Below are 23460 nucleotides of genomic sequence, written 5' to 3'. Positions count from 1 at the left end.
ATCAAAACCTCACCTTATACCTGCAATTGTCGATCTCTCCTACGGGAGAATTCCTTTTTATAAAATCAATCAAAAGATCCGGCATCTCCTCGGTATAGGTTCTTACGGTCCTGCCCCTGGCTATGCTCTTATATCCGCCGGTTCCTGTGGCCCTGTAATTGCTTGTCACGATGGTGTACTTTTCATCCGGAAAAATCTCAGTTCCATCAAGCTTTTTGAGCATCACAACCCTGTCACCTACAGGCCTTGATATGTCGAACTCATAACAAAGCCCTGCAAAATAGTCATAGTTATAGTGCTCAACCTTAGGCTTCAAAAAGGCCTCCGACACGCAGATTTCTCCGGTTTTTTCATCTATGGAAAAATACTCTGCGGAGCGCTCAAGGGCTTCCTTTAGGTCTGCTCCAGTGATCTCCTTCACAACCTCTGTATTGGCAAAACGGTATATGTTAAGCACATCGCGAACAGTAATATTCTTCGGAAGTCCCAGAGGATCATTGGAGATGCTTGTACTTGAAAAATCTGCTCCTGTAAACTCCAATTGAACCTGATTGAAAATCGCCGCAACCTTACTGCCATTAATGGCACATTCAAGCTTTTGTTCCGACTCAATTTCTTTTTCAAGGCAGCCGATTGGCTCATCAAGCCATATCTGCAGATCCTGATTCATCTTCTTAAGTCCCGGATTTGCATCATTAAGCTTTTCAAAATCTGCGTAGTGCTTCTCCACCGGTATCAGGAATGACATAACACTCCATCCACTGCCTGTAAGGGTTCTGCCCTTTACATCCCTGTCCTCATCCTTTCCCACGTACTCAGCGTCAAGAACGCAGTATTGCATACCCTTGTCAGGGGGCTGTACTCCGTAGGTTCCGCTCATGGCGATGCCCTCTATGGGCTTATGCTGATGTCCCGTCAGAATAATATCGAAATTCATCTCCCTGATTATCCTGCAGGCCTGATTTTCCTCACTATCAGATAACTTACTGCCTGTAGTAAGGTCCTCCTCAAAGCCGCCATGGTAGATGCAAACCTTGATGTCGCACTTTCCCTCAAGCTCTTCATTCTCTTTTTTCAGAGCTCCTATCGGATCTTCTACTATATAGTTAATGAGATTCCTTTCCTGCTCCCAGACATTCACAAACCCTGTTACAGCGCCTGTTATGCCGACTTTTGTGCCATCCTCCAGGATGTGGATCACGTGCTTTTTGATGTTAAGTCCGCCTGTTCTGTCTATAACATTGGCGCACACCAAAGTGGCCTTCATGGCTTCTGCGAAATCTCTGAAAGCCTCATATCCATAGTTAAAATCATGGTTTCCGAAGGTATAGTAATCAAGCCCCATGGCATTAAAGCCCTCCGCCATGGGATTTAAATCATACTCATCCATGTGGCTTAAATAATATGCCATAAGAGGCGTACCCTGCAGATTGTCGCCGCCGTCGATTACAAGGGTGTTTCCATCCTTTTCTTTTTCGCCCTCCATCTGGGCTGCGATGCTCAATAGCCCGGAATTTTCCTGCTCCCCCGTGGCATAATTTATTGGAAAAACATGACCATGTGTGTCTGAAGTAAAAATGATTCTCATTTTTATTTTCCTTAGTAGAATAATGAATTTATAAAAAGGCTTTCACCTGCGTATAAACTAAAAAATCTGAGTGAAGTGCTTTCGCACAACACTCAGACTCTGGATCATATATTATTATTCGATGGTCAAAATATCACTAAAGCCTGTCACCTCGAAAATCTCGCTGATCTCATCACTGACATTTTTGATGACCATAGTGCCCTGCTTGTTCATAACCTTCTGAGCAGACAAAAGTACGCGAAGACCCGCAGATGAGATATACTCCAGCTTTGCAAAATCAAGTTCCAGCTTCTCTACACCTTCAAATGAACTCTTCAGTTCCTCTTCAAGCTGAGGCGCTGTCGTGGTATCAAGTCTTCCCTCAATCGCTACCTTTAAGCTGTTACCATCTTTATTCTTGTTAATCGTCATTACTGCGCATCTCCTTTCAAAGACTTATTAGTCTCAACTAGATTATAACCTTGAAATCATAATAAAACCATGCGATAAATCAACATATTTAATTAAATTTCTATTAAAGCATCTTCTTTAATTCATCATGAACGAACTGTACCTTAGGTCCTACAATAACCTGAACTGTTGTCTTGGAAGGACGGATAACACCTGCAACACCGGCTTTCTTAATAGCCTTCTCATCCACCTGAGTATAATCATTTATCTCAGCACGGATTCTTGTTGCGCAGTAGTCAAGTTCTTTGATGTTTTCCTTACCGCCAAGACCTGCAAGAACAAGGCTTGCAATAGATGTGAAGTCATCATTTGCAAGAACAGCGCCTTCATCCTCTTCTTCATCATCAGCTCTTCCGGGAGTCTTTAAGTCAAACTTCAGAATAACGATTCTGAAAATAACATAATAGATAACGCCAAATACCAAGCCTATCGGAATCAGGATCCAGGGATTAACAGCCATAGGAGCCTTGAAGCTGAGTATCCAGTCTACAAGACCTGCTGAGAAGTTGAATCCGATTCTGAAAGGAAGCAGTGTACAAATGATAGCTGATACGCCTGTAAGAGCTGCATGTACAAGGTAAAGGCCGGGAGCCATGAACATAAATGCAAATTCAAGAGGCTCTGTGATACCTGTAAAGAATGATGCCAGAGCACCGGCCATAAGCAGTGCTGCAGCTTCTTTTTTCTTGGTATCCTTGGCTGTGTGATACATTGCAAGAGCACCTGCGGGAAGACCGAACATCATAACCGGGAAGAATCCTGTCATGTACTGTCCTGTAACACCCTTTACTGCTCCGTCAGCGCCTGACCAGAAAAGGCCAAGGTCGTTGATTCCTGCTGTATCGAACCAGAATACCGCATTCAGTGCGTGGTGCAATCCAAGAGGAATAAGCGCACGGTTAAGCATTGCATAGATACCTGAGCCCACAGGACCAAGGCCGATGATAGCTGTTCCGAAAGCAACGAGTGCAGCAAAGATAAGAGGCCATACAAAATAGAGAATAGCCGCTGTAATAATGGATGCACCTGCGGTTACTATTGCTACGCATCTCTTTCCGCTAAAGAATGCCAGCCAGTCCGGAAGCTTAGTGTCCTTAAATCTGTTGTAGCAGCTTGATCCGATAACACCTGCGAGAATACCGATAAACGCATTGCTGATCTTGGAAAAAGCTGCAGGAACTTCTGATACGTCAACCCCTTTGTACATGGCAACAGCGCCTGAACTAAGGAGTGTCGTGATCATAAGGAAAGATACAAGACCTGCCAAAGCACTAGTGCCGTCATGATCCTTTGCCATGCCCACGGAAACACCGATAGCGAACAGGATCGGAATCTGATCAATGATAGCGGAAGCAGCTTTTATAAAAAACGCCGCAAGAACGCTGTTTGCGCCCCATCCGCTGGGATCGATCCAATAACCGATACCATAGAGAATACCTGCTGCAGGAAGAACCGCTACAGGCAACATCAGTGATTTGCCGATTTTCTGTAAATACTTCATCATACAACAACACCTCCCACTACTTTATTAAATTGTTAGTTATATTACTGACTAAGAAGGATTACAGGTTCCCCGACTACCGCCTTACCACTCACCTTTTCAAGCCCCTTAAACTTGGCGTGATTAGAAATAATCACAGGCGTTATTATATCGTAGCCGGCGCCCTTAACGCCTTCTATGTCTACTTCTACGATCAGGTCACCCTTTTTTACTCTGGTTCCCTGCTGCGCGTGTATTGTATAAAATTCCCCATTTAATTTTACAGTGTCTATTCCGATGTGAACCAAAAGCTCGGCTCCATCATCAGTGTTTATGCAATAAGCATGTCCCGTAGGAAAAACAGCCACCAGCTCACCGTCCGCAGGAGCATAGAACTTGCCCTCAGAAGGAATAATAGCCACTCCTTTTCCTACCATTTCCTGTGAAAATGTGGGATCGCTCACAGTGTCTATGGGAACGATCTCTCCATTTACAGGTGCTGCTATCTCTATTTTGTTGCCATGAAAAAGCTTATCAAACAGTCCCATTTTTATGTCCCCTCGAATAAAATCTTATGAAAAAATTACAGTCTGCTGATACCGTCATCCTTGTACATATCATAGCTCTCAGGATCCGCATCAAAGGTGATGTAGCTAAGATCATCCCAGCTAAGATCATCCACACATTTCGCGGGTTTTGTTAGTGGAAGTGCCTTTCCGGGTCTTACAAAAACAAGAACTTCGTTAAGCTCTGCCTTTACATAATGATCGCCTGCTTCAAGGATTTCCTCATCAAAATCGTTATAGCTTCTGAATCTGATAAGCTTCATCTTTTCAGGCAAATATACATATCTGCCGGTCTTATTCTGCTCATAGACAGGTGCAACCATGATGGAATCGCCCACCAGAAGCTGATCCTCTATCTCGCGACATCTCTCATCATCCCTATACTCAAAGGAAAGAGGTGCCATGTACATTCCATTATTCAAAACAGCCTTCATGAATTCTGAATAAATATAAGGAACAAGCGAATATCTGAGTTCTACGATATTCTTGAAGTCCTCAGGCTTTCCGAACTGATAAAGCTCCTGCTCTCTGCCGCCCAGGGCACAATGGTTTCTGAAAAGAGGTGTGAAAATACCAAACTCAGTCCAGCGCATAACAAGGTCCTCTGTGGTATTGCCGCCAAAGCCGCCCACATCAGCGCCGGAATAAAGGAATCCTGTCATACTAAGTGATGGCATCTGCTTGATATTCAGCTGCAAATGACTCCACCATGAAGTGTTATCTCCTGTCCAAACGCCGCCATACCTGTGCATTCCGGTATAGGACGATCTTGAAAACATAAGAATTCTCTTATCCGGATTGTTACGCTCAAAGGCTTCGCCTGCGGATCTTGTCATGTAGAAACCATAAAGGTTATGAACCTTGTCATGGCGTACTTTCACGCCGTCAAAATCATGATAAAATCTCCTGTAATCCTCAGGATTGTTATCAATGGAGCCTATGAGATTTTTAAATGCAAAAAATCCCCAAATATCAAGCTCTCTATTTTCATAGTCCTTTATTTCTGCAAAAACTTCCTTGAGGTGATCCTCTGTATAGAAAATAGCAGGCTCGTTCATATCATTCCAAAAGCCCTCTATTCCTGCATCTGTAAGTAGCTTGTACTTATCTCCGAACCATTTTCTTGCAGCGCTGTTAAGGAAATCCGGAAAGTGAACCTTACCGGGCCAAACAGCTGCCACCAGGTTTGTACCATCCTCTTTTTTACAAAAATATCCTTCCTTAACGCCTTCTTCATAGACGTCATAGCCTTCCTCGATCTTAACACCGGCATCGATAATGGGAACAAGGCGGATGCCCTCATCCTTCATCTCCTTAACGAATGCCTCGAAATCAGGGAAACGCTCAGGATTAATGGTAAAGTCCTTGAAATCCTGCATATAATCGATATCCATGTAGATCATATCAAGGGGAATTCCAAGCTCTTTATATCTTCTTGCCACCTCACGAACATCATCGGCAGTCTTGTAGCCCCAGCGGCTCTGACCAAATCCAAAGGCCCAAAGCGGAGGAATATAGCTACGTCCAATGAGTTCTCTGAAGGATGACACGATCTCATAAGGTGTCTTTCCATCTATAACGTAGAAATATGTATCATTATCTTCAAAACGGATGGTGAACTTATCTGCGTCAGTATATGCAATGTCAAACTGAACGATTCCGGGATTATCCACGAAAATACCAAAACACCTGTTACCGTCATCCAGCATCAGGAAGTTCTGAGATGCGTAGAGGCCGTGCTTGGTCTCCTCATGGTGCGGTTCATCTGCATTATTGCTTATATAGAGCCATCCGCGCTTGTTTATACCGCGGATAGTCTCGCCAAGACCGTATACCACATCCTTTTTGTTAAGAGTTGTAGTGATTTCTTTAGAACCCTCATCATAGGTAAAACCTGTGGGAATTCCCTCTGTTTTCGGAATGTCCACAACAACAGCACCTGTATTTAAGGGCTTACCGAATTCGTATTTTTTGATATTTTCAAGTGACATAGTACTCTCCTTTCGAGTTAAAAATGATTAGTTAGTTAATATGAGTTTGTCCGGATCGATTTGAAAAACCTTCGTCACTTCTCAAAAATGAATTATGCTCCGATTATGTTGATCTGGCATGCTTTCATGGCATCCAGCGCAGTCTGATGGCTCTGTGGTGTTACTCCGGCGCAGCAGGATGCATCAACAGTAATTTTCACTTCAGGCAGAAATGCCTTTATGAGAAGTGCGTTTGAGATTACGCAAATATCTGTGCAAAGGCCGATGACCTCGATTTCCTCAATGTCATTCTCCTTAGCCATTTTTTCAAGACAAAGTCCAAGTTCCTTGGATCCGAAGGTGGGCTTATCAATGATCAGCGCATCCTCACTTACAGGAAGTGCTGAAGAAATCTGCCATCCCTCGCTATCCTTAATGCAATGCTCAACAGGCAGGTTATGTCCCTCCTGTGTGCTCATGTAATCTGTGTGATGAGTGTCTCTTGTAAAAATAACCTTGCCGTCGAAGTTCTTTATTTTCGCAGCAACATTATCCACGATCCCCACTGCTTCCTTTGTGCCAAGCGCCTGATCTATAAAATCATTCTGCATGTCAACAACCACCAAAACTTTCATTTTCATTCCTCCAAAATGTCAAAAAATAATCCGCCATTTAGCGGCAAAAAATCTTTGATTTTTCAACAATTATTATAACAAAAGCCCCGCATCTCTCACAAGAAAAATGCAGGGCTTTTGTTGTGTAATATGTGAATAAAGTTTTTGGAAGGGGCTTGTTTATGATGTAATAATATCAGAGCTTTTATCACACAAGTGTCACACAGGTAACAGTCTCAGAATATATGAGCTAAAGGGTGGTATCTCAAGTACTAAATCCTCAGAATTTTCCCTGATACTGACTATCTCGCCAAACTCATCTGTTACGTCTAAAGTTCCTGCTGCGCCAATCTGCCACAGTGGAAGACTTATGGTCTTAGTTTCATCCTCCATGGATATTATGCAGGCAAACATGTTGTCTCCATGAAACCTGGAAACGGCAAGTATTTTTCCATCGCTAAAAAGGACCTTCCTTCCACCCTGGGCAAAAGCCTTTTCATTCCTTCGCAGCTGGATCATCCTGCGATATATCCTGAAGAAATCTGCTCTTTTGCCTGTGATCTCATCCCAGTTCATGGGATAGCGAAATCCGGCATCATGTTCAGTATAACCGTCAATTCCCTGCTCATCCCCGTAGTAGATACATGGGATACCTGTCCAAAGGAGCTGTGAAAGAACAGCTATCTTCCATTTGGGAAAGTCTATTTTTTTATAATTATGGACTCGCGGAATATCATGACTGTCAAAAAGATTCATCTGACAATCCGCAATGGCCTGGGGAATACTGCTGTAATGGTCCGCAGTTCTTTTTACCACATCCATGGCAGTCATTTTGTAGTCCACCTGTGCAAGGTCCCTGTTCCTTGATACGAAAAGCTCGGGAAGGCCGATGAATTGCCTGATGATCCTTCCATAACCATAGTAATTCATAGGCGTTGTCCAGAGGTCGCCCTGAAGGTATTCGTTACAATCAGCCCAGTGTTCGCCTATGATAATGGCATCTTCCTTTTCTTCTCTGATGGCATCGCAGACTTCCCTCCAAACCCCTGAAGAAAGCTGAACCTCATCATTTCTTGCAAGGACATCTGCCACATCAAAGCGCCAGCCGTCAATATTGTAAGGCGGCTTCAGCCATTTCCTGAGCACGGAATTCTCACCTCTGTAGATCAGATCCCGCAGCTCCTCATTCCTGTAATCAAGAACAGGAAGAGACGCAAAGCCTGCCCATCCCTTCAGGGAGCCATCAGGATTCTTAAAATAAAATTCCGGCTTCTCCTCTGTCCAGGGATGCTTTATACCTGTGTGGTTTATGGATATATCAAGCACCAGCTTCATGTCGTTTTCATGAAGTGCCTCTGAAAGCTTTGCCAGTGCCTCATCTCCGCCGAAATGAGGATCCACATGGAAAAAATCTATGCAGTCGTATTTATGTGTCGAATATGCCGTAAACACTGGGTTTAAGTAAATCGCGGTAACTCCCAGTTCCTTCAGATACGGTATCTTCTGAATTATCCCCTGAATATCACCTCCAAAGAAATCAACAGCTCTTCCCTGATCCGGCAAAAGAGGCTTATCATCCCAGTTATCCATGTGAATAGTTGGAATGCCGTTGTACTCATACTCTGCATTTCTCACATCATTCGACCTATCACCGTTACAGAATCTCTCAGGAAAAATCTGGTAAAACACCGCTCCATTTACCCAATCAGGTCTGTGGTTATCTGCAAGGATCACAAAATCATGCCTGTAATCAGGAACGTAGGTTGTTACTCCCGCCTGATTGTAGTAATAGATGATATCCTCTGTCATGAACACGAAAATATATTTTACGGAGGGCTCATTTATCTTAATCTGCGCCTTATAGTAGGTAAGATTCCCCTTAGTTTCGCCCTTTTCCATATCAATATATTCTTCCGCGCCATTGGTCATTTTTCGCAGGAAGACCTTTTTCACGGGAGAAGTCTTATATAATCTTACGGAAACAGTGATGCTGTCACCCAGCTTTGGATCAGCATCTGACACAAAGCCGGGTGTTCCGTCGCTGTAAATACTGTCTAGCCAATTTTTCATAAAATCACCCATATCATCCCTTTACTGAGCCTGAAAGACCCTCAACATAGAATCTCTGAAGCCATACAAAGAGGATTACGATAGGCACCGCAACAACCACTGCACCTGCGGCGAACTGTGTGTAATATGTATCGATTCTTCTAAAGTCAGTTAGCCAGTAAAGACCTACTGCTGCAGTATATGAACTCTGCTTGTCTCCAAAGAGCATGCTGGGAAAAATATAATCCGACCACGCTCCAAGGAAGCTTCCAAGCACCGTATAAACGATTATGGACTTTGATAACGGAAGTGTAATATGTGTAAATATCTGAAGTCTTGAAGCGCCGTCGATAATTGCCGCCTCATCTACTGCCTTCGGGATTGTGTCAAAAAATCCTTTACTTACGTGATAACCCATGGCTGCTCCGGCCGCACCTACGATAACAAGGGCTGCAAGAGACTGATTAAGTCCAAGACCTTTAAGGATGTTATACACTGCGATAAGTGACATAAATCCGGGGAACATGCCGATTATCATAAGAACATTCATAAAACCTTTTCTGCCCTTAAATCTGGTTCTACTTAAGGTGAATGAAGTCATAAGGATAATCAGTGTATTGATAATACAGCTGCAAACCGCAACTATCAGTGTGTTGAGCCACCATCTTCCAAAAGGAAGTACGCTCTGGTTACTGAACAGATCTATGAAGTTCTGGAAGGTAAGCTTATGAGGGAAGAAATAACCCACATAGTAGCCCTGCTCTGCTCTGAGAGCTGTCAAAAGTATCCATAAAATAGGGAACATCCATATAACGCCCAGAATTGTGAGAATGATATATCCTCTGTTTGTCTGAGTAACTTTCATAATGTACACAAGTGCGAAATATGTTGCGATAAGTCCAAGGAAGAAACCGATTCCCAGATACTTATTCATGAAGCCGCTCTGGAGTCCTGCCTTCTCAAGGATTGTCTTTGATGCAAAAAGCAAAAATGTCCAGAACGCTGTGTTAACTACTTGTATTGCCTGCCAGATTTTCATGCCCTTAACTGATGTTTTTACAAAGTTAAAAACAGCACAGATAAACGACAATGTCGTAAGGGCAACAGCCACATAGACGAAAAATGTTATCTTTGAAGTCTCCTGTGCTTTCAACAGGTCAAGCGCTGTAGAAACCATGGAGCTGCGGCTTCCATCTCTTGAAATATAAGGTAAAAAGAGACAGATAAAGGACAGGATAGCGCCTGCTGCAGCCCGCACATAATATATGAGATTTAATCCTATTACTGTTTTTTTCATTACTGGAATCCCTCCTCATTTTTCATAGCATTTGACCTTGAAAACGAGATAAGTGTAAACACTGCAGATATTACAAAGATTATGATTCCGATTGTGGATGCAAGGTTGTAATCGTTGCTGTCCTTGGTAAGCTTATACAGCCATGTAACAAGCAGATCTGTTTTTCCCGCACCTTTGTAATATGTAAGTGTGTGAGGTTCTCCTCCTGTCAGGAAGAAGATGGTGTTAAAGTTGTTAAAGTTACTTATTAGATTTGAAATAAGATACGGTGTTGTCACAAACCACATATAGGGGAATGTGATTTTTCTAAACATTGTGAACGGACCGGCTCCGTCTATTCTTGCGCTCTCATAAAGCTCTCCCGGAATATTCATCAGGATTCCGCTTACCATAAGCATTGTTACCGGAACGCCGATCCAAAAGTTAACTACAATTACCGAAACTCTTGCCCATGTCGCATTTGACAAAAAAGGAAGAGCGCTGCTTGTGAATCCCCACTGCTGAAGAAGAACATTGAAGATTCCTCTCTCACCCAGCATTGTTGCAACAACTCGAAGAGATATGAAAGAAGGGATAGCCATAGTAAACACAAATATGGTTCTCCAGAACTTCTTGAATTTAATGCCCTTTGAATTGATGATCATCGCAAGTATCATTCCGCCAAAATAGCAGGTAAATGTCGCGAAAAATCCCCATACGAGAGTCCATCCCAAAACAGGCCAGAAGGTTGATGCAAGTCTGTCACCTGTTGCAAGAAGTGTCTTGAAGTTCTCTATTCCAACCCAGTCAAAAAGATTTCCCGGGGGCTGATGCTCTGAATCATAGTTGGTAAAAGCCATCAGGATCATGTAGATCAGAGGAGTTACAGTAAATATTGAAAGTCCCGCTACAGGAATTGACAGAAGCAGGAAGCGAATATTCTCATTTGTAAGACTTTTTACATCCTGTATAAAATTGTTTACGTGATGTCCGGTTTCCTTATTTTTTCTGGCATTCTCACCTGAACGAATTGAGAAGTTCCAAAGAGCGATAAATGCTGCTGTGATTACTATCGCCATTACGCCGTAAAGCAGGATCAGCATTGAATTATCACCCTGCTGCATCTCATAAATGCCAAGTGACTCATTGTATGCCATACCCTGAAGATTTTCTCCGAGAGTAGAAAGATCATGCAGAAGGTTTCCACCTTTAACTGCCATGAAAACAATGTATAAGATTTCTAAAAGTAAAAATATTGACCCTTTGATAACCTGGCCATAACGAATATTGGCTAGACCGCAAAATATAAATGATAACTTTGAAAAAATATCACCCTTGGTAAAAATTGTGATCAGATTTCTATCTTTGTATTCTGTATTCATAATGAACTCCATTTTGATAACGATTAGCAGGCTCATAATATAATGGGGCTGCTAAGAAGCGCAGCCCCAAAACTAATCAAAATCGCCTTAAGATTACTCTGTAAGTGTACCTGTGATACTGTCTACAAGAGCATCGAGGTTCTCCTGAAGGTTGGACTTGTTGATATCACCTGAATAGATGCCTTCGCCAAGTGCCTTAGCAGGATCCCAGTAATCACCCATCTTCGGAATGCTGGGCTGGTTTGTTGCAAGTGCTGCCTGATCGTTAAGAGCAGATGCTACAAAATCATTCTTGATCTCTTCACTTTCGGAAAGAGACTTAAGAACCGGTACATCGCCCTGTGTGTTGTATCTTGTAAGGCAGCTGTCAGGATTTGCCATGTAAACTGCAAGCTGCTGAGCTGCTAAAGGATGAGCTGTATTTGACTTAACTGTAATTGTCTTAAAGTCAACAAAGTTTGAAAGCTGTACATCCTTGCCACCGATATTTGCTGTAGGAAGAGCAACTGCTCCAAGGCTGTCACCAAGAGCATCCTTAAACTCAGGTGCGCTCCATGCTCCGGATGTTACTGCTCCGAGATTACCTTCCTTAAATGCAGAACCGCCTACACCGTCAGCATCCTCAAGATACTTACTGTTTGTTGCAAGATCAACGATGTACTCAGCTGCTGCAAGACCGTTTGCGTCGTTGAAGGTACAATCTGAAGCATCCTTACCGTCAGCACCGAAAAGTGTGCATCCGTTACCAAGGAAGAAGCTCTCGATATACCATGAGTTTGTGATCTGTGTACTGAAGTTCCACTTTCCATCACCAAGATCCTTTGCCATGATTGTATCAAGGCTCTTTACTTCATCTTCTGTGAGTAGATCCTTGTTGTAATACATGAAGTATGTATTGGGTGAAAAAGGAACTGCGTATGTAAGGCCATCAATTGTTACTGCATTGATAGCACTTTCAGGAAGGTCACCTGTTAATGTATCAAAATCCTTGGTTATAGGAAGAAGAAGGCCTTTACCTGCAAGATCTGCAACACCGCCTGAAGGTGTGTAGAAAATATCAGCTGCTGTATCAGCGTCAGTCTCAAGTGCCTGAGGTGCTTCATCGATTCCTACAACGGCGATTTCGTATGTGATGTCGAACTCATCATGAGCTGCATCGAAATCCTTTACCATCTGATCTGTGATGTCTACTTCCTCTTCAGGAACCCAGATCTTAAGGTTAACTGCCTCGGTCTCGCCTGTAGCAGCTTCCTCTGTAGCCTCTGCTGTATCTGATGCTGTTGTGCTGTCAGCCGCTGTACTCTCTGCTTCTGTACCCTGTGCTGCAGTTTCTGAAGCGTTGCTGCTTCCACATCCTGCAAGAACGCCTGCTGTAACAGCAGTGGTCATCATAAGCGCTCCTAACTTTTTCAATTTCATTTCAATTCCTCCTAGATTTGTTGCTTGTAAAATTTGTTTCTCTAACGTGTTTGGTTAATCGCTTTACTAGGACTATACGCCATGCTGGTTAAGCGGTCAACCTCTTTTTAACTTTTCTATACTTTGAATAATTCTAAGCTTTGATTCTTATTGATTTTTCACAATTGATTATTTTGTTGTTTTATGTTATTCGCTTAACCAAAGGTGCACTAAAAAACGCAGGACAAAATCCGTTAAAACCGGGTTTAAATCCTGCGTAATCAGTTAAATTTATGTTAATCTGCCAGGTTACGTACTGAATGTCTCTCCATTACTCTGATAGGCTGGCGTATATCTGCCACCAGATCCCTTTCTCCTGCGATCATGCGGAACAGATAATCTCCCGCTTTCTCAGCTTTCCAGCTAAAATCCTGCGCCACAGAGGTTAACTTAGGTGTCATGAAATCGCAATCAGGTAAATTATCAAATCCCACAACCGACATATCGAAGGGCACTCTGATACCGCACTGGGTAAGTCCCTCTATAACGCCAAATGCCACGATATCAGACATGGTCGCAACAGCTGTGTAGCCGTTACCCGAAAATACCAGGTCCTGTCCGATTTCTACAGCGCCGCCGTAAATAGAATCGCAGATGTAAATATCCCTTGAGGGTTTAAAATCGATTCCGCTCTCCTTGCAGGCATCGATAAATCCCTGCTGTCTCTCCTTGATAACGCCCTCTCCTGTTATAACAGGGGCCACAAGTGCAAGATTTTTATGGCCTTTACCTATAAGGTATTTTGCGGACAGATATCCGCCTCTGTAGTCCTCAATGCCCACGTTAACTATGTTTTCACCGGGTGCATAGGTATCGATAAATACCATGGGAATATCGATTCTCTCTTTGATCTCACGGACCTCTTCCTTATAAACCCCCAGGAAAAATGCGCCATCCACGTTCCAGGAAGACAAAAGAGGAATGATCTCCCTTGGTGCCCCCACGCAGCGAAGCATTATGTAATAGTCGTGCTGCCTTACATATCTCTCAAGGGCTGCGATAATGTGTGCATTATATGGGTTAGAAAAAAAGTCTTCGTCCTTACTGAGATAAGGAACCACAACGCCTATAAGATGACTCTCCTTTTTAGCAAGGGAACGGGCCATGACACTGGGCTTGTAGTTGGACTCTTCTATGATCTTCTCTACCTTACGCCTGGTATCCTCTGAAACCTTGTGATAATTCCCATTTATAACGTTTGAAACAGTTGCTGTACTTACTCCGGCAATCTGTGCAATAGTCTTAAGATTCATTTTTGCTCCGATCACTATAAAAACATCATTGTTGGTTTAGCGATTAACTTATTTTAACTATATATAAACCTCACAAACTATGTCAAGCTACAATTAAAAACTTCCCACAATTCCCTAATATCTCAGCAATATCCATGCATGCCTGATACCGGAATGTGGGAAGCTTAATAAATTTTACTGGTTAATTATTTTACTTTAATCTTACAGGTTGCCTTATACTTGCCATCCTTAGTTGTTACTGTAATCTCTGCTGTTCCTTTTCCGACAGCTGTAACCTTTCCGTTTGCATCTACCTTTGCAACCTTCTTGTTACTGCTCTTCCATGTAACATCAGTAATTGTGGCATTCTTAGGCTTAATTGTAGCCTTAAGAGTATAACTTGCCTTAACCTTTAAGGTTTTACTCTTCTTGTTAAGCTTAACTGATTTAACCTTAACGGGATCTGTTACCTTAACCTTGATGGATGCAGTAAATCCGCCATCCTTTGTTGTAACTGTGATTGTTGCAGTACCCTTCTTCTTGGCCTTAACCAGTCCTGAAGCTGATACTGACGCAATTTTACTGTTGCTGCTCTTATATGTCACGTCTTTGTTTGTGGCATTTGCAGGAGCAACATTTACAGAAAGCTGCTGTTTTCCGCCTTTACCGAGCTTGATTGTCTTTTTGTCAAAGCTTACACCTGTGACAGCTACGCTTTCCTGAACCTTTTCAGGCTCTGAAACCGCGGGCTGAGTCTCCTGAGGTGTTGTTACATCATTGCTATTCTCAGTGCCGGCATTGTCCTGCTCGGAATTACCTGTATCTGAATCGCCTGTCTCAGTATTTCCATCCTCTGAGCCACCTGTTTCGGCATTTCCACCCTCAGAATCACCGGTTTCTTCATCTCCTGTGCCGTTTTCATCTGATCCGGGCTCTCTGTCTCCAAGAGCCTCTTTCGCAGAAGGATAACCATCTGTGTCTTCGGTGTTAAAGTATACGTTTGTGGCATTTCTTATCATCTTGTCATTAAGCTGAGTTCCGTTACCGTTGTTGATGATAAGATGTACATCACCGTCTTCCAGTGCTTCCTCACGAACTTCAACACTGTAGAAGCCATCTTCTCCCTTGGTCATTTGGGTTCCGGGCCATCCGCCAAGAAGATCGTTGTATACCTGATCTGTGCCGCCCCAGATGTAAGCATATACTTCATCCCATTCGTTATCATCATAGTAGTAAACCGGCTTGTACTCTACTACGCCTGAAATCTTCTTAAGGGCAGCTTCTTTTGATGCAAAATTCTGATTATCTGCAATATATCTCTTAGTAATATCTGTTACTTTCAGGTTGGAGGTCTGCTTGCCATTATTGTTATTATTAAAAATAATGTTGAAGTCAGAGCCTGCACCTGCGGGAATAACTACCTTCCACCAGCCGTCTCCCTCATCAGTAGCAGGGATTCCGGGCCATTCGCCTGTATCGTAGGCTTCCCACATATGAACATGAATATCTTCCCAGTTATCCATATTGTAGAAATATACTGTGGTCATATTTGCAGAGATTCCAAGAGCCTCCTCTGCAGCCTCTTTTGAAGCATATTTTGTAACTTTCTTTGCACCTGATGACTGAGCCTCATCCATAGCAATATAGATGTTTTCATCATCAATTTTAATATCCTGTGTCTGTGAAGTGCCGTTATTAAAAATAATATTGATAGGCTCTTCATTGTCCTCGCTTACCTTAAGATCAGCTCTGATCCAGTAGCCGCCAACGTCTGTTGTGCTCTTTCCGGGCCATGCGCCTGCAAGCATTGTTCCATCGTCAAACCATGCATAAGCCTTTACATCTTCCCAAAGAGAAGTGTTGAAGAAATATACTGACTCTGTCTTTATGCCAAGAGCCGCTTCTGTAGCCTCTGCAGAATCAAATACATCGCTCTTGGAAGGTGCGATATAGCTTTCTTTGCCGCCGCTGATGCTGTAAGTGTATGTACCAAACTCTGCGCCATCGCCGAAGCTGATTTCAAAATCCTCAGCAGGAACATAGAATCTTACCCAGCCGTCATTTTCATCAAGGCCTGTAATAAGCTCGTCCTGTCCGGATATTCTTGCCTTTACTGTGCTTAAATTCTCTGTGTTGTAGAAATGAACTGTTGTGTACTCGTTTTCTGCCTTTTCATTTAATACAACAACAGATTCTGCAGCGATAACACCGCTCAGTGAGCCGTTCTTTACTACAAAAATATCATTTTCGCCTTCTACGGCATTCATATATGTTCCGTCAGCAAGAGTGGTATCACCCTTTACTGCTACAGGTTTGGATGATGAGTTTACAAGAACCGCACCATCTGCAACCTCTGCGCCTTCATCCATTCTCTCAATGAGGATAAGATGATTGTCATTGCCGGGATTGGAGAGAGCTTCGTCCTTACCTGCCATATCTCTTCTGAAATTGTTTATAGCCTTAACTTCAGGAGATTTATAGAGATCATTTCCTACAGCGCCTAAAATGTTGTCACCAAAAGGATTGTTCTTGGAGCTGTTATTAGGTCTTGAGAAGAAAAGAGGTGTTCCGTCTTTTCTTGCTGTAATAACCGCCCATCCAAGTACTGTATCGCTGTCATTGATAGATGTATAAGAAGTATCATTGATGTAGTTGTCATGTGACTCTACCCATGTTACAAGCTTATCCTCATCTGCCTTGTAATCGCCTTCATCTGCGATTCCATAATCTGAAACCCTTGATACAGAGAAGTTGTCATTGGCAAGAGCAGATCTGATGGTGCTTCCGTAGTTGCTGGCTGTTGTTCCGCCGATATACTGCTGATATGCAGGAAGTCTTGATGCGGAGCCCTGAAGAACCTCACCGTAAACAAACAGGTTGTCATATTCTTTTCTGCCTGTTTCGTTTGCATACTCGTTAAGAGCTTCTACCATGTTGGGATAGAAATCGTTTCTGTCCGGCTCATCTGCATAAGCTGCTGATACTTCGTCATCAGGTAATGCTATATGCTTAGCTGTATCAATACGGAATCCATCTGCGCCACAGTTGATGCAATCCTGAAGATATGCATAGAAATACTCCTGGAAATCATCATTTTCTGTATCAACGTCCGGAAGTCCGCCCATATCATCATAGGTAACAGACAGACGATTGCTGTAGTTCATGCTGCTGTTCTTACCCTTGTGATAAAGGTTATCAAGGCCGCCCACAGCATCGATCATATCCTGTGAGATCTGGCTTGTTGTAGGTGTTGTATGGTTCGGAAGAATATCTACTATAACACCGATTCCATACTCATCAGCTGCGTCGCAAAGAGCCTTAAAGCCCTCTCTGTCACCGAGCTGATAGTTACCTATAGTCCAGTCTGTAGGCTGATAATGATAGTACCACTGTCCATCACCGGTTAATGTGAGTGCAGGGTGGGTATCAATCACCTTATTGATAGGTGATGTCTGAATCGCTGTAAAGCCTGCATCAGCTATCTCATCCATGTGCTCGATTATAGTGTCAAAATTCCAGCAAAATACATGAAGGATGGCACCATCATGGATGGATTCTCTGCTTACGCTTGCTGAATCGTTTTCATTACCGTTGCTATAAGCTCTTTCCTTCTGCTTTGCAAGAACTTCAGCTTTTCTTGTGTCAGCGTCTGTATCCTGCTCAACAACTGTTTCTTCCTCTTCTTCGAATACTGAGGTGATTGTCTCCTCTGCGTCTATTTCCAGTTCTTCCTCAGGATCCTCTGTTTCCTCAGTAAGCACTTTTTCCGGTTCTGTGCTTACCTCTTCAGAATCTGTACTATTCTGATTTTTAGTCTCCTCTTCGATTTTCTCTGTTTCAGACTCTTCTGCCTGAGCTTCCTCCACCTGAGTTTCCTCTGCCTGAGTCTCCTCCGCTAAGTCTGATTCCTCTGTAACTGTCTCGATATCTGCTACAGTTTCATCCTCTGCAGCAAAAGCTGTGCCTGTGGTGATCGGTGCTCCCACTAATAAAGAAGCACTCAGTCCCAAGGCTAAAAATCGCTTACCCCATTTACCATTTTTACGCATAAAACCTCCCTATGAAGCGTATTAAAGTGACGTTAAGCGATTAACCATTTAAACGATACTAATTATATTAAAATCGCTTCATAGTAGTCAATTGGTCATTTTTTGCGTTTTTATTTGGTTAAATTTGTGCGAATTACATAAAATCCAATTGCCAAAAAGCTTATATTCAAAAACAATTACAGTCCTATTCCCCTGTTGATCTCACGAATTTTATCAGGATTTACCTTAAACTTGCGGTCTATGGTCATGAGACCGTTCACTTCCTGCTGCACATCGCTGACCTGTGTATAGCAGAAGCCCTTGATATAAGGGATGCTCATTATGGCATGAGTAATCTTCTTATAACGCTTAAGGAACGCCTCCTCATCGGAAACACAGTTACCATAGCCCCACTGATTATCATCCTTTGATGAAAATGCGATTCCGCCGTACTCGCTGATGATCACAGGTTGACCCTTGTAGCCATAGCCCTCCACAATAGCCAGATTCGCTCTGTTATGACAGTAGGTACCATTAAGGATCTCATCCTTGTAATCCACATATCTCTTCTTGAAAACATCACCGTCCTCTTCGTAATCGTGAAGAGTCAGAAGATCTGATACAGTGTGCTCCCATCCGTCGTTTACAATGACCGGTCTGGTATCATCTATACTCTTTGTCAGATTGTAGATAGCCTCTGTAAACTTCTTCTGTTTCTCATTCCTTGCGATCTGCGGAACTCCCCATGATTCATTGAATGGAGTCCAGGTGATGATGCATGGATGTGAATAGTTCTGTTTTACTATCTGAACCCATTCGTCAGTGAATTTGCGAACTGCCTCATCCGTAAACTCATAACAGGCCGCCATCTCGCTCCATACCAGCATTCCCTTTACATCGCAGTGATATAAAAAGCGCTCATCCTCAATTTTCATGTGCTTACGAAGACCGTTAAATCCAAGCTGATGTATTTTGTCGATATCCTCTATAAGCGCATCCTCGCTGGGAGGTGTAAGGTGAGAATCTGCAAAATAGCCCTGATCAAGAATAAGCTTCTGATAAATCGGTCTGTTGTTAAGGAGCACTTCGCCGTTCTCTATGCTGACCTTGCGCATTCCAAAATATGAACCGATTTTATCAACACACTCATCGCCTCGCCTGATTTCAAGAGTCATATCATAAAGATTGGGATCATAGGTATCCCAGAGCTTTAAGCCCCATTCTGTCAGCTCGTAGTCTCTAATATCAACCTTTAGCTCAGTCAGATTCTTATGGATATTCTCGCAGAATGTTTTTACTGTCTTGCCGTCAAAAGAAATCTCACCATATAAACTGAGGGCGGCTTTATCATTCGTGCCTTCATTATCTGCAGGTGCGCCGCAGATTCCGGCATCGGCACAGCCCACAATTCCCTTTATTGCTGCTGTAATTTCCACTGCGCCATCATCAATATCAGGTGTTATCTTCAGTTCGTCGAAGTGTACCTTGGGCACAGCCTCCATCCATACAGTCTTCCAAATACCTGTAGTCTGAACATACCAGCAGCCGAAATTGTTGTTTATCCAACGCTGTTTTCCTCTTGGCTGCGATATTGAGAAAGAGTCCGATACTCCTATAACAATTCGGTTTACGCCTGTTTTAAGCGCATTTGTCATGTCATAGCTCGCTCTCTCATAAGCGCCTTCATGGCTGCCAATTAAACTTCCGTTTACCCAAACTTTAGTCAGGTAATCACTTCCCTCAAGATGCAGGATGTACTGTTTATCCTCTGCTTTTTCTAAAGTGATCTTTCTCTGGTACCAGACATGATCGTGCCTTGTCTCATCACAGATTCCGCTGAGTTTTGTCTCATAGGTAAAGGGCACCTGAATCACAAGATCCGAGTCAAAACCCGCATTCCAGCCCTTCTCTTCTCCTCTGTTTTCATCATCGAAAGCAAAATCCCAGCTTCCGTTCAAAAGTTCGAAATCATCGCGGACCATCTGCGGTCTCGGATAATCCTTAATGTAGCTTTTTGTAGCCATTTAAATATTCCTCTCTCCTCAATCACCCTGTCCTAACGGGTGAATAATAATTCTTCTCTTTTTCCTCATCCTTTAACGCCGGATGAGATATTTATTCCTTTAACAAAATACTTCTGAGTAAACATGTACAGAATGATCATAGGCACAATCGCAATAGTAGCTATGGCACTCATCTGCGCTATCTTATTGCCGTAAACGCCCTTTGCGAGCTGGAGTCCTGCCGTCAGTGTAAGTCTGTCCAGGTTGTTGATAGCGATGGAAGGCCATAAAAAGTCATTCCAGCTGCCGGTAAAAGTAAAGAGTCCCACAGCGATAAGAATTGGCTTACAGCATGGAACTATTATGTGTCTGTAAATGAAAAACTCATTAGCTCCGTCAATTCTTGCGGATTCAAGCAGTGAATCCGGAATGCCTATTATGAACTGACGTATCAGGAAAATATTGTAGACACCGGCAAGTCCCGGAATTATCAGTGATACCAGGTGGTTTAGCCAGTGAAGGTTGTGCATGATCTTGTACATCGGGATGATGTTGGTAATAGCGGGAAAAGATGATAAAAACATCATAGAAATAAAGATAAAATCCCTTCCCTTAAATTTAAGTTTAGCATACGCATACGCTGATAGTGAATACAATATTACAGCAAGAATTGTATGTAATCCCGATACTACAAATGAATTTACAAACCAGTTATAAACAGGAAGCTGCTTGTTGCCAAAATCCAGAATCTCCCTAAAATTCTGTAATGTCCAGGTCTTAGGGAAAAACAGGAATCCACCTGCCTGAATTACTTCACTCTCAACCTTAAAGGATGATATGAATATCCAGAGCATGGGCACCAGCATCACTATAGCAACCAAAAGCAGGCATATAAATGCGAAGATCTTAACTCTTTTTTCTCTTGTTCTCCCCATAGCTTAAGCCTCCTGTTTTCTAATCATTATTATCTGAATGACTGATACAACACCTATTATCAGTCCAAGAACTGTCGACATCGCACTGGCCATTCCCGCAACAGATTTTCCTGTTCCGAAAGCCAGATTTCTAATGTACATAAGGAGCACATGCGTACTCTCACTGGGACCGCCGCCTGTGATCATTAGAGGCTGTCCGTAGATATTGAACTGCGCAATAACAGATACAACAATCGTATATGTAAGAGGGAACTGTATCTGCGGAAGTGTTATATGGAAAAACTTCCTAAAACCTGTAGCTCCGTCCAATGCTGCAGCCTCTGTAATCGACCTGTCGATTCCTGCAAGGGCCGCCACATAGATGATCAGATTTCCTCCGATTCCCCACCACAACGTTGCAATAACAATAGTCATCCAGGCGTAGGGCTGCTCGCCATACCAGTTGATGTCAGTACCAAAAAGATGGTTGAAAAGTCCCAGCGTCCTGTTGAAAATGAATAACCATGTAAGTGTCACCGAAGTTATTGAAAATAGCGTCGGCAAATAAAAAATTCCCTGAAAAATATTCCTACCCTTAGGCTTTTTATCCAGAAGTACCGCAATTATCAACGGCAAAGATATCTGAAAAGGCACACATATCAGCACGAAAGTAACCGTATTTTTCAGACCATTCCAAAACTGCTTATAAAACGTGGAGTCATGGTTGAAAAAGATGGTTTCATAGTTGGAAGTCCCGATAAAGCTGGGACTTCCAAACAGATTCCATTTGGTAAAGGATGCATAAATTCCATACACCATAGGTATCAGGAAAAATGCAACGAACAATAAGATATGCGGTGCTATGAAAAGGTAGGGAGTTATGCTAAATTTCTTCGATTTTTTCGTGTTAGTCTTGGTCTGTTCAAGTGGTATATCGATAGCATAATCAGAACTGTTCATACGTACCTCCCGGGTATTATTCACCCATCTCTATCTTATCCTTGGTTTCCTGAACTGCCTTATCAAGAGCTTCCTGGGCTGTCATTCTCTCAAAGAGAACATCACCAAGAACTACATCAAGGCTCTCAACAGCATATCCGTAATACTTGTAGTCATAGATCTTGAGCTCATCGTTTTCATCAGCAAGGAAAGCCTGAGGCATATCCTGGAACTCTGCTACATCCTTGATGGAAACGTGTGCGGGACACTGTCCGGCTTTTGCCCAATCAAGGGAGTGATTACCCATGAAGTTGATGAAATCAAGGACTGCCTGTGTCTTCTCATCGTCTCTGTTATCGTTCTTGGGAATTACGAACTGGTGTGAAGATGTCCAGTTACCTACGCTGTTTGTGTCAAATACCGGGTAATCCAGCATCTTTGCGTTAAGGCCTGCTTCCTTGATGTCGTTGTACATCCAGATTCCTTCAGGACAGAAAAGCATTTTGCCTGCAAGGAAAAGCTGCCAGGGATCATCGCCGTCCTTGTGTGTATAGCCTGCATCATAGAGCTCGTTCCAAGTGTTAAGGACTTTAAGTGCGTTATCGTTGTTAAAATCAGGTGTCTCTCCGTCAGAGCTGAGCTTTCCGCCAAGCTGTGCATAGGATGAAAGGAACTTAACTCTCAGCCATGACATTCCGATGGGAATAATGTCGTCTGCTACGCAGGCATCTCCTACAGATTTGATCTCATCCCATGTGAGAAGGCCGTCATCAAGCACTCCGTTTCCGTATTTTTCATAGAGATCCATGTTCGCATAAAGAATATAAGAGTGAACATCCAGCGGTATTCCGTAGTGTCCGCCATCCAGCTCTGTCATCTGCCATGCCTTGGGATTGTAGTTCTCAGCGCTCACCTCAGAATCTGCAAGGTAAGGTGTGTAATCCTCAAGGTATCCGTTTTCCTCAAAAAGCGGAACTCTCTCCACGTGGTTGATGCAAACATCCGGCACATCCTCTCCGGACTGGATAGCAAGTGGCATCTTCAGATAAAGATCATTTGCTTCCATAGCTCTGTGATTTACTGTGTAGTCGGGATTTGTGGCATTGTAGGCATCTACCATGGCCTGCATGCTTGTTCCATCAGCGCCTGTAAACACTGTCCAGAATTCGATAGTTCCTTTTTTTCCGGGTTCAACTGTGGGAACCTCCTCAGCTGCCTCATCCAAATCCCCTGCTGTAGGCACTGCCTCGTCAGATACCTCTGTTGCCTGTCCGCTTCCGCATCCCACTACGGTTGCGAGCATTGCTCCTGTAAGTAACCCTGCCAATACATTTTTTCGCTTCATCATACTTCCTCCTAGAAAAGCTTTGTTGTTTTTTACAAGATAATTATTGCTGTTTTTGTACTGGTATTTCAACATGATTGTTGTTAAAAAGGGTGGTTTTGAGCGGATTTTTAGTGATTTGAACATGATTTTTGTTTAAGTGATTCCATATAGAAAAAGTGCAACA

General features: G+C 43.0%; 16 protein-coding genes. All 16 read right to left on the bottom strand.

Annotated features, from left to right (window positions below; translation table 11 throughout):
* Position 1: 1 nt before the first annotated feature.
* The 16 genes from G610_RS20910 to G610_RS0113190 all read right to left on the bottom strand — a co-directional run bounded on the left by G610_RS20910 (position 2) and on the right by G610_RS0113190 (position 23297).
* On the bottom strand, positions 2-1588 hold the full coding sequence (locus G610_RS20910; protein WP_035797579.1) for a bifunctional metallophosphatase/5'-nucleotidase: 1587 nt from the start codon (positions 1586-1588) through the stop codon (positions 2-4).
* Positions 1589-1702: 114 nt separating this feature from the next.
* Positions 1703-1999, bottom strand: a complete 297-nt coding sequence (locus G610_RS0113265) for an STAS domain-containing protein (protein ID WP_026525195.1) — start codon at positions 1997-1999, stop codon at positions 1703-1705.
* Positions 2000-2102: 103 nt separating this feature from the next.
* Entirely contained in the window at positions 2103-3542 is a 1440-nt protein-coding gene (gene nagE, locus G610_RS0113260) for an N-acetylglucosamine-specific PTS transporter subunit IIBC (RefSeq protein WP_026525194.1), read from the bottom strand.
* A 41-nt stretch (positions 3543-3583) separates the two neighbouring features.
* Positions 3584-4066, bottom strand: a complete 483-nt coding sequence (locus G610_RS0113255) for a PTS sugar transporter subunit IIA (RefSeq protein WP_035797578.1) — start codon at positions 4064-4066, stop codon at positions 3584-3586.
* 35 nt (positions 4067-4101) lie between these two features.
* On the bottom strand, positions 4102-6075 hold the full coding sequence (locus G610_RS0113250; protein ID WP_026525192.1) for a glycoside hydrolase family 31 protein: 1974 nt from the start codon (positions 6073-6075) through the stop codon (positions 4102-4104).
* Positions 6076-6167: 92 nt separating this feature from the next.
* Positions 6168-6689 carry a cysteine hydrolase family protein gene (locus G610_RS0113245; RefSeq protein WP_026525191.1) on the bottom strand — a complete coding sequence of 174 codons (522 nt, stop codon included), beginning with the start codon at positions 6687-6689 and terminating at the stop codon, positions 6168-6170.
* A 198-nt stretch (positions 6690-6887) separates the two neighbouring features.
* Positions 6888-8738 (bottom strand): alpha-amylase family glycosyl hydrolase, encoded by a 1851-nt coding sequence (locus G610_RS0113240; protein WP_196809845.1) that lies wholly within the window; start codon positions 8736-8738, stop codon positions 6888-6890.
* A 13-nt stretch (positions 8739-8751) separates the two neighbouring features.
* Positions 8752-10014, bottom strand: coding sequence for a sugar ABC transporter permease (locus tag G610_RS0113235; RefSeq protein WP_081667475.1), 1263 nt, complete (start codon positions 10012-10014; stop codon positions 8752-8754).
* A complete protein-coding gene (locus tag G610_RS0113230; RefSeq protein ID WP_051198002.1) occupies positions 10014-11375 on the bottom strand; it encodes a carbohydrate ABC transporter permease in 1362 nt (453 codons plus the stop codon). Before G610_RS0113230 ends, G610_RS0113235 begins: the two co-directional genes overlap by 1 nt.
* 93 nt (positions 11376-11468) lie before the next feature.
* A complete protein-coding gene (locus G610_RS0113225) occupies positions 11469-12794 on the bottom strand; it encodes an extracellular solute-binding protein (RefSeq protein WP_026525187.1) in 1326 nt (441 codons plus the stop codon).
* Positions 12795-13069: 275 nt separating this feature from the next.
* On the bottom strand, positions 13070-14086 hold the full coding sequence (locus G610_RS20905; protein WP_051198001.1) for a LacI family DNA-binding transcriptional regulator: 1017 nt from the start codon (positions 14084-14086) through the stop codon (positions 13070-13072).
* A 185-nt stretch (positions 14087-14271) separates the two neighbouring features.
* Positions 14272-18114 (bottom strand): starch-binding protein, encoded by a 3843-nt coding sequence (locus tag G610_RS22300; RefSeq protein WP_051198000.1) that lies wholly within the window; start codon positions 18112-18114, stop codon positions 14272-14274.
* Positions 18115-18290: 176 nt separating this feature from the next.
* Entirely contained in the window at positions 18291-20117 is a 1827-nt protein-coding gene (locus G610_RS0113205) for a glycoside hydrolase family 2 protein (RefSeq protein ID WP_026525186.1), read from the bottom strand.
* A gap of 65 nt (positions 20118-20182) precedes the next feature.
* Positions 20183-21031 carry a carbohydrate ABC transporter permease gene (locus G610_RS0113200; RefSeq protein ID WP_035797576.1) on the bottom strand — a complete coding sequence of 283 codons (849 nt, stop codon included), beginning with the start codon at positions 21029-21031 and terminating at the stop codon, positions 20183-20185.
* Positions 21032-21034: 3 nt separating this feature from the next.
* A complete protein-coding gene (locus G610_RS0113195) occupies positions 21035-21970 on the bottom strand; it encodes a carbohydrate ABC transporter permease (protein ID WP_081667473.1) in 936 nt (311 codons plus the stop codon).
* Between the two features lie 16 nt (positions 21971-21986).
* Positions 21987-23297, bottom strand: coding sequence for an ABC transporter substrate-binding protein (locus G610_RS0113190; RefSeq protein ID WP_026525183.1), 1311 nt, complete (start codon positions 23295-23297; stop codon positions 21987-21989).
* Between the last annotated feature and the right edge of the window lie 163 nt (positions 23298-23460).

It is taken from the genome of Butyrivibrio sp. MB2005 (assembly GCF_000424285.1).
In the GTDB taxonomy this organism is placed as follows: Bacteria; Bacillota; Clostridia; order Lachnospirales; family Lachnospiraceae; genus Butyrivibrio.
The sequence above is the reverse complement of the archived record's forward strand: the minus strand, read 5'-3'. Positions and strand labels throughout refer to the sequence as shown.

Excerpts from the sequence above, each read along its gene's own strand:
- G610_RS0113225 (WP_026525187.1), bottom strand. The coding sequence starts at position 12,794 with ATGAAATTGAAAAAGTTAGGAGCGCTTATGATGACCACTGCTGTTACA.
- G610_RS0113230 (WP_051198002.1), bottom strand. The coding sequence starts at position 11,375 with ATGAATACAGAATACAAAGATAGAAATCTGATCACAATTTTTACCAAG.
- G610_RS0113235 (WP_081667475.1), bottom strand. The coding sequence starts at position 10,014 with ATGAAAAAAACAGTAATAGGATTAAATCTCATATATTATGTGCGGGCT.
- G610_RS0113195 (WP_081667473.1), bottom strand. The coding sequence starts at position 21,970 with ATGAACAGTTCTGATTATGCTATCGATATACCACTTGAACAGACCAAG.
- G610_RS22300 (WP_051198000.1), bottom strand. The coding sequence starts at position 18,114 with ATGCGTAAAAATGGTAAATGGGGTAAGCGATTTTTAGCCTTGGGACTG.
- G610_RS0113245 (WP_026525191.1), bottom strand. The coding sequence starts at position 6,689 with ATGAAAGTTTTGGTGGTTGTTGACATGCAGAATGATTTTATAGATCAG.
- G610_RS20905 (WP_051198001.1), bottom strand. The coding sequence starts at position 14,086 with ATGAATCTTAAGACTATTGCACAGATTGCCGGAGTAAGTACAGCAACT.
- G610_RS20910 (WP_035797579.1), bottom strand. The coding sequence starts at position 1,588 with ATGAGAATCATTTTTACTTCAGACACACATGGTCATGTTTTTCCAATA.
- G610_RS0113240 (WP_196809845.1), bottom strand. The coding sequence starts at position 8,738 with ATGAAAAATTGGCTAGACAGTATTTACAGCGACGGAACACCCGGCTTT.
- nagE (WP_026525194.1), bottom strand. The coding sequence starts at position 3,542 with ATGATGAAGTATTTACAGAAAATCGGCAAATCACTGATGTTGCCTGTA.
- G610_RS0113190 (WP_026525183.1), bottom strand. The coding sequence starts at position 23,297 with ATGATGAAGCGAAAAAATGTATTGGCAGGGTTACTTACAGGAGCAATG.
- G610_RS0113200 (WP_035797576.1), bottom strand. The coding sequence starts at position 21,031 with ATGGGGAGAACAAGAGAAAAAAGAGTTAAGATCTTCGCATTTATATGC.
- G610_RS0113250 (WP_026525192.1), bottom strand. The coding sequence starts at position 6,075 with ATGTCACTTGAAAATATCAAAAAATACGAATTCGGTAAGCCCTTAAAT.
- G610_RS0113265 (WP_026525195.1), bottom strand. The coding sequence starts at position 1,999 with ATGACGATTAACAAGAATAAAGATGGTAACAGCTTAAAGGTAGCGATT.
- G610_RS0113255 (WP_035797578.1), bottom strand. The coding sequence starts at position 4,066 with ATGGGACTGTTTGATAAGCTTTTTCATGGCAACAAAATAGAGATAGCA.
- G610_RS0113205 (WP_026525186.1), bottom strand. The coding sequence starts at position 20,117 with ATGGCTACAAAAAGCTACATTAAGGATTATCCGAGACCGCAGATGGTC.